The following is an 11,477-nucleotide window of genomic DNA, read 5'->3' as shown; positions in this document are numbered from 1 at the left end:
TGGTGCGCTCCCCGTGGCTCAAAACGCTGTCTATCTTCCTGAAGAATTCCTCGCTCAAATGCGTGCGGCCATGCCGACGCATCTCTCTTTTGACGACTTTATCGCCGCCTGCCAGCGCCCGCTGCGGCGGAGCATTCGCGTCAATACGCTGAAAATCACGGTGGCTGATTTTTTGCAGCTGGTAGCCCCCTATCGCTGGCAGCTCACGCCGGTTCCGTGGTGCGAAGAGGGTTTCTGGATCGAGCGTGAAGACGAAGACGACCTGCCGCTGGGCAGCACGGCCGAGCATCTTAGCGGGCTGTTTTATATCCAGGAAGCCAGCTCCATGCTGCCGGTCGCCGCGCTGTTTGCCGATGGTGAAACGCCGCAGCGGGTGATGGATGTCGCCGCCGCGCCGGGCTCTAAAACCACGCAAATCGCCGCGCGCATGGGCAATGAAGGCGGCATTCTGGCCAATGAGTATTCCGCCAGCCGGGTTAAAGTCCTGCACGCCAATATCAGCCGCTGCGGAATTAGCAACGTGGCGCTGACCCATTTCGATGGTCGGGTATTCGGCGCCGCGCTGCCGGAATGCTTTGACGCGATCCTGCTCGACGCCCCCTGCTCCGGCGAAGGGGTAGTACGTAAAGACCCCGATGCGCTGAAAAACTGGTCACCGGAAAGCAACGCGGAGATCGCGCTAACCCAGCGAGAACTTATCGACAGCGCGTTTCACGCCCTTCGCCCCGGCGGGACGCTGGTTTACTCCACCTGCACCCTGAACCGGCAAGAAAACGAAGAGGTGGTCAACGGGCTGCTAGCGCGTTATCCGCAGGCGGTGCAAGTTCTGCCGCTCGGCTCGCTGTTCCCCCAGGCCAGCGAAGCGCTGACCGACGAGGGTTTCCTGCACGTCTTTCCGCAGATTTTTGACTGCGAAGGGTTCTTCGTCGCCCGCTTACGCAAAACCGCCGCCATTGAGCCGCTCCCGGCGCCGGGCTATAAAGTCGGGAAATTCCCCTTCACGCCGCTTAAAACCCGCGAATCCGCCGCCGTTATTGCCGCCGCCGCCACGGTCGGTCTGCAGTGGAGCGCCGAGCATACGCTCTGGCAGCGTGATAAAGAAATCTGGCTCTTCCCGCAGGCGCTCGAAGCGCTGTTCGGTAAAGTGCGCTTTTCCCGCATCGGGATCCGGCTCGCCGAAACCCACAACAAAGGCTACCGCTGGCAGCACGAAGCGGTGATTGCGCTTGCCGCGCCGGCCGCGCCCTTTGCGCTAACTCAGGCCGAAGCGGAAGAGTGGTACCGCGGTCGCGACGTCTATCCGGAAACGCTCCCGGAGAAGGATGATGCGATTGTCACCTATCAGGGCGCGCCGCTCGGGCTGGCGAAAAAAGTCGGGTCGCGTTTAAAAAACAGCTATCCCCGCGAACTGGTGCGCGACGGTAAGCTTTTTAGCAAAAAAGCGTGATGGCGCCTCGAAAAACAGCACTTTTTCACTGGCGCTTTACGCCCGTTTGTCTACGCTGAAAAATGTCGGCCTCAACTGGTCGTACCACAAATTAGCAGACAAACGGGGTGAATTTATGAGTAAAACCAGCGTACGTATCGGCGCGTTTGAAATAGACGACGCCGAACTGCACGGCGAACAGCAGGGAGAGCGAACGTTAAGCATTCCCTGCAAATCCGATCCGGATTTATGCATGCAGCTTGATGCATGGGACGCGGACACCAGCGTGCCCGCCATACTTGATGGTGAACATTCCGTCCTCTACCGTAAGCACTACGATCGCCAGTCCGATGCCTGGATCATGCGCCTCGCCTGATTCAAATGAACCCGTCGCCTGAGACGGGTTATTTATTTCCCCGCTTTTCCGACATCTCCTACACTTAACAATATGTTTTTCAGGATATGAGGCCAGGATGTTTGCCTTAGTACTGTTTATTTGTTACCTGGACGGCGGCTGTGAAGATATCGTTGTTGATGTTTACGATAACGAGCGGCAGTGCATAACCGCCATGGACGATCAGCGGATACGCCACGGCGGCTGCTTTCCGGTAGAAGATTTTATCGACAGTTTCTGGCTCCCCGCCCGAGAATACAGCGATTTTTAGCCCGCCAGCTGTAGCGCCACCAGGGTTAGCTCTCCACCAAATACGGCCCCTGTATCGATATAATGCTGGTTATCGCTGTCGTAGCGCCGTTGGAGCGGCGTATGGCCGAACCAGAAATGATCGGCGCCGGCAATCGCGCCGTGTCGCCCGGCGAAATGGTCGGTAAGCCGCTGCCGACGCCACAACACCTGATGCTCATCGACGGCGCACTGCCAGCGATATACCGCGGCGGGGTAATCAGCATGGGCAATCACGTGCACCTGCCCACCGCTGTGGAGTTCGATAATCAGCGGTAGGTCGCGGCAGGAGGCGATAAGCTCCGCAAGGCGCCGCCTCTGGTTCTGCGGAGATTGCGTATACCAGCCGCCTCCGTTCATCTCCCAGAGCCGCATGTCGCCGCCCGCAAGCGCCTCCAGCGCCATCTGCTCATGGTTTCCACGCACCGCGCAAACCCAGCGATAGCGCAGTAAATCCAGGCATTGCGCGCTTTGTGGCCCACGATCGATCAGATCGCCCACCGAGAGAAGCAGGTCCTGATAAGGGTCAAACCTGCGCTCGCGAAGGGCCGCCATCAGACATGCGAAACAGCCGTGCAGGTCGCCCACCAGCCAGATATTACGCCAGGCGGAACCGTTAATGCGCTGATACATATTATGTCCTCCTGCCATAATTATAGGAAAAATCCGTCACTTCAACGCCCTTAATATTGGCACCTCAATCGACTTTAAACGAAAGGCAAATATAGTCCGGCGAGGTATTAAGCTCCCCGAGATATATCCATAGAATAGAGGCTAAATAACTCCGAGGTATTCATCGTGACGGATAACAGCCTGCATTCAGCCAGCGTAGTTGAACGACGCCCAAATCTTATTGCCGATCTGGTGATGGGTCGGCTAACCCCTGCCCCCATCTGGCAACAACGCCATTACCGGCTTAAGTTTTTGCTGCGCACGGCATTATTTTATGCGCCAACGCACAGCATGCTGGAGAGCCTGGCGGCGCGTGCGGACTTCAATCAGCTGCTGGCCGCTCAGGTGACGCTGCCGGGCAAAGTTCATCGCCAGTATTTGACCCGCGGATTAAACGCCAGCCAGCGCGCGCAGGCCATTATCAGCCACTACCAGTTCGTCGATTCCCTGGGAGGCTCGCGCCTTGCGGGCGCCATGACCGCCGCGAAAGAGACGCCGCTGCTTGAGCTAACGGGCAAAGACGACAGCCGGTTTACGCTCTCCGCCTCCTCGGCGGGTAAAGCCGAACGCGAGGGCGAGACGACGCTATGGCTGCGCGATAGCGATGAGACCGTGCTGGCCAGCGCGACCTTTAGCGTCACCCGCCAGCAGGAGCAATGGCAGCTCACCATCGGCGGTCTGCAGGGGCCGCGCAGCAATATCCCGCATGACGTAATTAAGCGGGCGACGCGCGCCTGTTACGGCCTGTTCCCAAAACGCCTGCTGCTGGAGTTTATCTGGTTGATGGCGGCGCGCTGCCACGTTCATCATATTTACGGGGTCAGCGATAACGGTCACGTCTTCCGCGCGCTGCGCTATCGGCTGAGTAAAGGACGTCATTTTCACGCCAGCTACGATGAGTTCTGGCAATCTATCGATGGCGTCGCCGACGGCGCCTGGCGCTGGCGCTTACCGCTGCAGCTGGAAAGAAAGACGCTTGAGAGCATCGCCAGCAAGAAGCGCGCTGAATATCGTCGCCGCTTTCAACTGCTGGATGATATGGCCGCTCAGATGGCGATACTCATGGATTAGATCTCCAGCCGTTTCACCAACGCCGTTTAGCACGACGGCGTTTGCATCTTCTACGGCGCTTTAGTTACTATCATAACTTCGTTGTATTCCTTACGGACGGCTAGTGAAGTTATGAGCAAAACTGAAATACTCCTGCTGGCTATCCTGCTGATTATTTTGGCCGCTGCTTTGTGGTTTATTTTTAGCGGGAAAATATGGTTCCTGGTGAGCTTTCTGGAAACATGGCTGTATCCCTCCTTCGTCGCGCCGGAATAAATTCTTACCGATTATTTTTATCCCGTAAGTTACGGTCTTCCTTTCATCCGGAAATAACCCGTCAAGCGCTCAGAAAAATAACCGCTAAAAAAGTTAACGCCGTTTCTTGTCTATTATTTCATTTGTCATACAAATGTGTATACTGGGTCTCTTCCGATGTTGGCCCGTACATTTCACCTGCACTATGGGCCTGATTTCGTGCAGGTGTTTTCTCCTCTCCCTCACTGAACGGTGCCCAGTGTCTACGCCCGGCTTTTTGTCCAGATTTTTTGTTGCAAAGTTTGCGCCAGATTGTGATTTAAAAAAAATCACCTTATTTTTACGCCCCCTTGAAAACACAAATAAAAAACATAACACCAACAATTAATTAACATAAAGCATTTAGTTCCATACAAATAACAATAACACAGCATAACAAACTAATAAAAAACACATTGTCAGCAATTAATACAAAATTACACATATTCCGCAGGAGTAGTTATACGTTAACCAACAAAACCGCGGCAGTTACCCGGTGACCAACGTCTATCACTATATTGTTGTTTTTCTTCAGCGGCTTTCCACTAAGAGGTTCTCTATGAACGTCAAAACCATCTCGCGCAGTGTGCTGGGCGGCTTACTGAGCGCCATCGTTATTAGTCAACCGGCTTTCGCAGCGGGATCCTTAAGCGGCCAGATTGGCGTCCAGGTGACGCTCGGCAGCGGATGCAGCGTATCGAACGTCCGCAATGGCGAGAATAACCGCTGGGGCAACATTAATTTCGGCGCCTATGGCGATCTCGCCAACTCCATTGATGCGGAAGTCACCGGCAGCGGCGGCGGAAACGCGCTAACCGTGACCTGCACCGAGGACCTCGACTCGACCCTGACGCTTGACGGCGGCCAGTTTGGCGATGCAGCGCTGCGCTATATGAAAAACGCCGGCGGTACCCAGCAGATTGCCTATCGGCTCTATTCAGATGCCGCCCGCAGTAATGAAATTTTGCCCGGCGGCACGATACCTATCGTTGGCACCGGCAATCCTCAGGCAATTCCTGTTTTTGCCCGCATCCGCCCCGAAGACCAGAGCGTCAATGCGCCGACGGCCGATGTGTATGACGACATCGTCACCGCGACGTTAACCTGGTAATCGCATAAGGAAAATGGGCGTCATGCTTCGACCCGAGTGGCTTACATTAATTCTGCTTTTTATCTCAGGCACCCATGCCGCCGTTGTCCAGAAGACGTTTAAAGTCTCCGCGCAGATCGCCGCAGGCTGCGCGCTTGGCGCCGGAGACGGCTCCCAAACAACAGATTTCGGCACCCTGAGTTTTGGCACCCTGTCATCGCTATACAGCAACGTTGATGTCGCCAGTACCTCTGGCGCAGGCTCAATCATCGTCACCTGCACGCCCGGCACCGCTATTTCAATCGCCCTCGACTATGGCGTCAACGGCGGCTCAGCCAGCCAGCGCTACATGTCGAACGGCAACAACAACACCCTGGCGTATCAGCTTTATCAGGACGCCAACCGCGCTAACGTTTGGGGCAACAGTACGCAAGCCTTGAGCGTCGCATCATTTCCGAGCACCACGCAAACCTACACGGTTTATGGCCGCCTTTTTGCCACGAATGGCTTCCCGGCGGTGGGCTCCTATACCGACACGGTCACCGTCACGCTGACCTATTAGATAATTCACAGGTTAACTATGATTCGCTGTAGATTTGCGCCGTTTATATTCGCTTTATCTCTTCCCTCATCGGTTCTGGCCGCAAGCTCCGTCCTGGTATGGCCGATCTTTCAAACTATCGAAAGCCATGAGAAAGGTTCTGAACTGTGGCTGGAGAATCGCGGCAGTTCGCCGGTTAATTTGCAGCTGCGCGTTTTTGCCTGGGATCAAAAAGCGTCAGCGGACGTCTACGCCGACCAGCGCGATGTTGTCGCCAGCCCCCCTTTTACCACGGTAGCGCCGGGGCAGCGCCAGCTGGTGCGGCTCATGCGCGTCGCCCCCATCGCCAACGGCAAAGAGCAGTCCTACCGCATTGTTATCGATGAGATCCCAGCCGCGCAGCCGGTAGCACAGACGGAACAGAACTCTGCAGGGCTGAAAATGCGCATGCGCTATGTCCTGCCGCTGTTTACCTATGGGCAAGGCCTCGCGCCGCTAAAGAACGCGGGTTCAGTCGAATCGGTAAGGACGACGCTGCGTTGGTCGCTCGCGCAGCAAAATAACCGCCAGACGCTGTGCATCGAGAATAGAGGCAGTCAACACGCCAGGCTCAGTACGGTTTACTGGGCGAACGCGAGCGGCAAAGGCCAAATTTCCCAGGCTAATGGCCTTCTCGGCTACGTTCTGGCGCAGAAAAAGGCCTGTTTCCCGAGCGGCGGAAAGTCTTCCGTGCCATCAGGCATGCATCTGTTCGCGAAATTAACGGATAACGGTCAGGCGGTGGAAATTCCGGCGAATCGTTGAAAATGAGAGACCTGAAAAGGACGGCGTCCGGAGGGCTGCTGGCGATGGCATCGGTGACGGCCTGCGCCGCGACCTATGATTCACTGCCCGCCCCTGCGGCATCCTACGGCGAAAAGCAGGAGTATGAGCTGTACCTCAGCTTATCGGTCAACGGCAATATCCTTGCCAACGCCGTTCCGGTAAAGGTCAACGCTGGTCACTACTGGGTCGCGGCCAGCGTTCTAAGGCAAGCGCATATTCCTCTGCAAACCCACGATGCGCTGGTGGATGTCACGACGCTCCCCTCGGTTAAGGTGGAATACGACCAGCCGGGGCAAGTGCTTAAGCTTCAGGTTCCGGACCAGTGGCTCCCCGAACAGCGCATCGGGGAGACCATGGGACAACAATACCAGGCCGCGATCGGCAGTCCGGGGATTTTATTTAACTACGACGCTTACAGCCTCTTTTCATCCGGCGGCACGCAAACCACCAGCACCTTCACCGAAACGCGTCTTTTTGGTCCGCCGGGCGTCCTTTCCAATAACGCCGCGATCCGGCAAAACTGGTCTGCAACGGGCTATCAACAGCAGGGCTATATGCGCTACGACACCCTGTGGAAATACAGCGATAGCGAGCAGATGATAAGCTACCAGGCCGGCGACGTGGTCAGTAACGCCCTGACCTGGAGCAGTTCCGTGCGCATGGGGGGGCTACGCATAAGCCGCAACTTCAGCGTTCGCCCGGATCTGGTGACATATCCGCTGCTTAACTTATCCGGCAGCGCGGCGGTCCCTTCAAGCGTCGACCTGTTTATTAACGGTTATAAAACCAGCTCGTCGCAGGTTAATGGCGGCCCCTATACGCTGACCAACGTGCCGTGGATCAGCGGCGCCGGCGAAGCGACGGTAGTGACCACCGACGCCCTTGGCCGTCAGGTCTCCACCAGCGTTCCTTTTTATGTCTCCAATACCCTCCTGCGGGAAGGCCTGAGCGATTTTGATTTCACCCTTGGTGCCCTGCGCAACAACTACGGCATCAAGAATGCCGATTATGGCGCCAGCGCGGTGAGCGCGATTTATCGCTATGGATTAACCCACTGGCTTACGCTCTCGGCGCATACCGAAGACCGTCAGGGATTAACCAATGCCGGGCTAGGCGGCGATATTGGGGTAGGAAATCTGGGTACCCTCAGCCTGTCGGGCAGCGCCAGCCGCGGCGAAGGAGACGGAAACCAGTTCACCTCGGGTTACTCCTACTACGGCAACAGCTGGGGAGTGAACTATCAGCATATCCGCCGCAGCGCCAGCTACGACAACCTCAGCACCTATGGCTCTAGCGCCACGCTCAGCCGCCAGTCAGACCAGGCCACGCTGAGCCTGAGTCCGTGGGGAAGCGCCCTCGGTTCTTTTAGCATTGGCTACTTTGATATCCAGGCCGAGGATCGTTCGCGCACCCGCCTGCTGAACCTCTCCTGGAGCCGTAGCCTGTGGCTTAGCAGCAGCCTCAACCTGAGCGTAAACCGCGATCTGCAAGAAGGTAGTTACTCCAGCATGCTGCAGATCATCATCCCTTTCGATTCGCAAAGCTCTATGCAGTTAAGCGGCCAGCGCGCCAGCTCCGGTCAATGGGGCGAAAATATCAGCCTCAACCGCTCCGCCCCGGCAGAAGGCGGGCTTGGCTGGAACCTCGCCCATTCGGTGGGCGGCGATAATTATAGCCAGGCGGATCTCACCTGGATCAACCGCGTGTCAACGTTGAGCGGAGGCTACTACGGCTCGCGCAACGATCGTCACAGCTGGTTTGAAGCCACGGGATCGGTGGTGCTGATGGATAACAGTCTGTTCTTCACCCGGCAGATTAACGACGCGTTTATCGTTGTCTCCACCGGTAACTACCCGAATATTGCGGTGAACTATGAAAACCGCAAAGTCGGCGTGACGGATAAAAACGGCCATTTGCTGATCCCATGGGCGACGGCGTGGTATCCGGGAAAAATCACCCTCGATACGCTGCCATTGCCAACGGACACCGAAGCGCTGACGGTGGAGAAGCGCATCGCCGTGCGTGAAGGCAGCGGCGCGCTGGTTGAATTCCCGGTTAACCGCGTGCGTTCGGCAACCATTGTCTTCGTCGATGCTCAGGGACAGCCGCTACCGGTCGGTACGCCCGTCGAGGAAGTGAACAGCAAACAGCGCGGTCTGGTGGGCTACGACGGCGTCGCCTGGTTCTCGCATCTCACGCGCGACAATGAAGTCATAGTCAACGCCGGGGCGTTTCCATGCCGCGTGCGCTTTGCGCTCCCGGAAACAACGCCGGTTCCGCAACGGATAGGTCCGGTTAGCTGTCATCCATAACAGTGGAGATCAAGTTGAAAAGTATCCTCCCGATCTGCGCGCTGCTCTTTCTCCTTGGGCTAACGAGCAACGCGCTGGCCGCTTGCAGCATCAAAACCAGCGCGCCGGTTATCGGACCGGTGGATTCCTTTGCCCTCAACAGCGCGCCTCAGGGCGTGATGGCTGGCGCAGGGTTTTACTGTACCCCGGAACTGGTGGCGCTGAACTCAACCAACACATTAAGCGCCACCCTGTCGTCGGCCAACAAGAGCAACGGCGTTCCGCGGTTGCTTAATGGCGCGGGCGACGCCATCCCTTACAGCGTCTGTTCTGACGCTTCGTGCTCGCCGGCCTATCAGGACGGGGGCGTTATTAGCTGGTCCAGAACAACGCTGCTCGAACTGCTGGGTTTATTTAACTCAAGCGACGGCACCATGCCGCTCTACTTCAGAACCACCCCGGGAGCCAACGTCCCCGCCGGTACCTATAGCGATGTGTTAACCATCACCTGGGTGTACCGGTTCTGCTACGTCGGGCTCGACCTACTGGGCATTAAGATATGTATTCCGAATAACGGCACCCTGACCTCAACGGTCAATGTGTCGGTGAAGGTGACCAATGTTTGCTATATCGACAGCGCGCCGGACGTCGAATTTGCCTCTGCCGCCCTTCCGTCCGGTTTTAGCAACTACAGCGGCCAGCTTGCCATCCGCTGCACGAAAAACGCGGCCTATACCGTCAACCTCGCCAGCACCAACGCCAGCGTCGGCGACTGGCGGCAGATGAGCCAGCCTATCGCGAACCAGGCTACCGCCTGGCTGCAGTATCAGTTTTACCAGCCCAACGGCAGCGCATGGACGGAAAATAACAATCTCAGCGTGACCGGCTCCGGCGCCGCGCAGCCCGCAAACTATATCCTAAAGATAAACCCGACCCAGAGTAACCAGCCTGCCGGAACCTATACCGATACCGTACTGGTGACCGTTAGCTACTAAAACGTTAGCAGACGATTTTTTGTAAAAGAAATGTTTAGGAAATTATTGTTGTGGTATAAGAAAAAAGCCCCGAAAAAAGCGAGTGGGGTTTTGCAAGGGAATCTGCGATTTGTGAAAAATAGATAAAAAGAGACCGAACACGATTCCTGTATTCGGTCCAGGGAAATGGCTCTTGGGAGAGAGCCGTGCGCTAAAAGTTGGCATTAATGCAGGCTAAGTCGCCTTGCCTTATAAGAATAGTTTACCGTGTCAGGTTTTCCAGTCCGTGACAAAAGTGGACGAATAATTCGTATCAAAATTGCTGATGCCAACAAAAAACCGCCACGCCCGATATCGGGGGATGGCGGTTTTTTTCATGTAAATACAGCGGGATGCAGGCAGCGATCAGCAGAGCTTCTGCGCGCGCTCAATAAAGGGCGCCAGGCTCATTTTTTGTCCCGGCTGCTGCGGATCGTCAATCTGGATCACGGAAATCGGCTGCGCGTTAGTTTTACCGTCTTTCATCTGCTGCTCGGCGATGTCGTTTAGCGGGTACTGCACCAGCGTGCTGGGATTGATGGCGAACAGCGCATTGCCCGGACGGCAGGTCAGCATCACCTCTTCACGGTTAAACGCCCAGCTCTCCTTACCCACCTCAAAGCGGCTGACGGTAATCACCTGCGGCGCCGCCAGCGCAGCGCCAGAACTTGCCAATAACAACATTGTCAGAACGATTTTTTTCATGATTTAACCAGTTTATTCAGAAAGGTTCCCAGGTGGCAAACAGGCTGACGGCAAACAGCGCCAGCGCCCCCAGCGCAATCTCTATCTGCGTGGTGCGCACGATGAGCTGCTCCGCTCGCGTTCCGCCTGCCGACATGCGTGGCACCAGAACATACCGGTTCACCAGCGCAATTGCCACCATTGCCGCCACCAGCGCACATTTGAACAACAGCATACGCCCCCAGGGCGAGGCGCTAATCAACCCGCCCTGGATCAGCAGCGCATTTACCGCGCCGCTGGCGATGGCGCCGGCAACCGCCAGATGCCCGTAGCGCGAAAACCGCATCATGGTGCATATGGCGGCCTGCCGCCAGCGGCCGTGCGCCAGGCGAAGGCAGTAGATAAACGGCAGCAGACCGCCAAACCAGCTGGCCACGCAAAACAGATGCAGCGCATGATTGGTCCGCTGCACTATCCCCAGCCAGCCATCGTTCATCGCGGCATGTCCGACGCCCGCCAGCAGCAGCAACTGGGCGCAAAACAGCACCAGCAGTAAACGTCCCGGGCGTCGGGGCTTCAGCCAGACCACCGCCAACGCCACAAAGGCGAGTAAAATTTGCCATACCCACACGCCGCCAAACTGCGTCCCGGCCACCGCCTGCCAGATGGCCGGCTGCCAGACATCAGGCCAGCCGTTACCCATCAGGCCGCCCTGCGCCATCAGCATCAGCAGCGCCGACAGCGCGCTAGCCAACAGTAAATGGCGCATTAGCGGATAAAAGCGCTGCATCATCAGACGGCGCAAGGCCGCTGGCGCCCACCACGCGCCGTAAAGCAGGCAGCCGAAAGCGACCATCAGCGTGATGAAATGGATAAAGCGCAGGCTGACATAGACGGCACTGAGCATCG

General features: G+C 56.7%; 13 protein-coding genes. 10 read left to right on the top strand and 3 right to left on the bottom strand.

Annotation, left to right across the window (positions count from 1 at the left end; genetic code table 11):
- Positions 1–13 precede the first annotated feature (13 nt).
- From rsmF to GUC22_RS09895, 3 genes are all read left to right on the top strand, one after another.
- On the top strand, positions 14–1,447 hold the full coding sequence (gene rsmF, locus GUC22_RS09905) for a 16S rRNA (cytosine(1407)-C(5))-methyltransferase RsmF (RefSeq protein WP_024359862.1): 1,434 nt from the start codon (positions 14–16) through the stop codon (positions 1,445–1,447).
- A 115-nt stretch (positions 1,448–1,562) separates the two neighbouring features.
- The gene (locus GUC22_RS09900) at positions 1,563–1,802 is read left to right on the top strand and encodes a YebV family protein (protein WP_004103329.1); all 240 of its coding nucleotides are present in this window, start codon (positions 1,563–1,565) and stop codon (positions 1,800–1,802) included.
- Positions 1,803–1,899: 97 nt separating this feature from the next.
- The gene (locus GUC22_RS09895) at positions 1,900–2,091 is read left to right on the top strand and encodes a YebW family protein (RefSeq protein WP_004134836.1); all 192 of its coding nucleotides are present in this window, start codon (positions 1,900–1,902) and stop codon (positions 2,089–2,091) included.
- On the opposite strand, the gene pphA is transcribed toward GUC22_RS09895, so the two are convergent.
- Positions 2,088–2,741: a protein-serine/threonine phosphatase gene (pphA, locus tag GUC22_RS09890; protein ID WP_024359863.1), complete on the bottom strand. Its 654-nt coding sequence runs from the start codon at positions 2,739–2,741 to the stop codon at positions 2,088–2,090. The genes GUC22_RS09895 and pphA overlap by 4 nt on opposite strands.
- A 165-nt stretch (positions 2,742–2,906) precedes the next feature.
- Between pphA and GUC22_RS09885 the strand changes: the two genes are divergently transcribed.
- The 7 genes from GUC22_RS09885 (at position 2,907) to GUC22_RS09855 (ending at position 9,866) form a co-directional block, all read left to right on the top strand.
- Positions 2,907–3,851, top strand: coding sequence for a VirK/YbjX family protein (locus GUC22_RS09885; protein WP_024359864.1), 945 nt, complete (start codon positions 2,907–2,909; stop codon positions 3,849–3,851).
- Between the two features lie 111 nt (positions 3,852–3,962).
- The gene (locus GUC22_RS09880; protein ID WP_141816956.1) at positions 3,963–4,106 is read left to right on the top strand and encodes an Ecr family regulatory small membrane protein; all 144 of its coding nucleotides are present in this window, start codon (positions 3,963–3,965) and stop codon (positions 4,104–4,106) included.
- Positions 4,107–4,683: 577 nt separating this feature from the next.
- Positions 4,684–5,235 (top strand): spore coat U domain-containing protein, encoded by a 552-nt coding sequence (locus GUC22_RS09875; RefSeq protein WP_024359865.1) that lies wholly within the window; start codon positions 4,684–4,686, stop codon positions 5,233–5,235.
- Between the two features lie 22 nt (positions 5,236–5,257).
- Positions 5,258–5,776, top strand: coding sequence for a spore coat U domain-containing protein (locus tag GUC22_RS09870; RefSeq protein WP_032711055.1), 519 nt, complete (start codon positions 5,258–5,260; stop codon positions 5,774–5,776).
- An 18-nt stretch (positions 5,777–5,794) separates the two neighbouring features.
- Positions 5,795–6,559 (top strand): molecular chaperone, encoded by a 765-nt coding sequence (locus GUC22_RS09865; RefSeq protein WP_004134823.1) that lies wholly within the window; start codon positions 5,795–5,797, stop codon positions 6,557–6,559.
- A 2-nt stretch (positions 6,560–6,561) separates the two neighbouring features.
- A complete protein-coding gene (locus tag GUC22_RS09860) occupies positions 6,562–8,892 on the top strand; it encodes a fimbria/pilus outer membrane usher protein (protein ID WP_049130963.1) in 2,331 nt (776 codons plus the stop codon).
- A 14-nt stretch (positions 8,893–8,906) separates the two neighbouring features.
- Positions 8,907–9,866, top strand: a complete 960-nt coding sequence (locus tag GUC22_RS09855) for a spore coat protein U domain-containing protein (protein WP_049085573.1) — start codon at positions 8,907–8,909, stop codon at positions 9,864–9,866.
- 384 nt (positions 9,867–10,250) lie between these two features.
- On the opposite strand, the gene GUC22_RS09850 is transcribed toward GUC22_RS09855, so the two are convergent.
- A complete protein-coding gene (locus GUC22_RS09850) occupies positions 10,251–10,589 on the bottom strand; it encodes a YebY family protein (RefSeq protein WP_004103344.1) in 339 nt (112 codons plus the stop codon).
- 16 nt (positions 10,590–10,605) lie between these two features.
- Positions 10,606–11,475 (bottom strand): copper homeostasis membrane protein CopD, encoded by an 870-nt coding sequence (gene copD, locus GUC22_RS09845; RefSeq protein WP_004134819.1) that lies wholly within the window; start codon positions 11,473–11,475, stop codon positions 10,606–10,608.
- Positions 11,476–11,477 lie beyond the last annotated feature (2 nt).

This window comes from Klebsiella sp. MPUS7 (assembly GCF_009905335.1).
Lineage (GTDB): Bacteria > Pseudomonadota > Gammaproteobacteria > Enterobacterales > Enterobacteriaceae > Klebsiella > Klebsiella grimontii.
The sequence above is the reverse complement of the archived record's forward strand: the minus strand, read 5'-3'. Positions and strand labels throughout refer to the sequence as shown.

Excerpts from the sequence above, each read along its gene's own strand:
- GUC22_RS09895 (WP_004134836.1), top strand. The coding sequence starts at position 1,900 with ATGTTTGCCTTAGTACTGTTTATTTGTTACCTGGACGGCGGCTGTGAA.
- GUC22_RS09865 (WP_004134823.1), top strand. The coding sequence starts at position 5,795 with ATGATTCGCTGTAGATTTGCGCCGTTTATATTCGCTTTATCTCTTCCC.
- GUC22_RS09860 (WP_049130963.1), top strand. The coding sequence starts at position 6,562 with ATGAGAGACCTGAAAAGGACGGCGTCCGGAGGGCTGCTGGCGATGGCA.
- GUC22_RS09875 (WP_024359865.1), top strand. The coding sequence starts at position 4,684 with ATGAACGTCAAAACCATCTCGCGCAGTGTGCTGGGCGGCTTACTGAGC.
- GUC22_RS09900 (WP_004103329.1), top strand. The coding sequence starts at position 1,563 with ATGAGTAAAACCAGCGTACGTATCGGCGCGTTTGAAATAGACGACGCC.
- GUC22_RS09850 (WP_004103344.1), bottom strand. The coding sequence starts at position 10,589 with ATGAAAAAAATCGTTCTGACAATGTTGTTATTGGCAAGTTCTGGCGCT.
- GUC22_RS09880 (WP_141816956.1), top strand. The coding sequence starts at position 3,963 with ATGAGCAAAACTGAAATACTCCTGCTGGCTATCCTGCTGATTATTTTG.
- pphA (WP_024359863.1), bottom strand. The coding sequence starts at position 2,741 with ATGTATCAGCGCATTAACGGTTCCGCCTGGCGTAATATCTGGCTGGTG.
- GUC22_RS09870 (WP_032711055.1), top strand. The coding sequence starts at position 5,258 with ATGCTTCGACCCGAGTGGCTTACATTAATTCTGCTTTTTATCTCAGGC.
- copD (WP_004134819.1), bottom strand. The coding sequence starts at position 11,475 with ATGCTCAGTGCCGTCTATGTCAGCCTGCGCTTTATCCATTTCATCACG.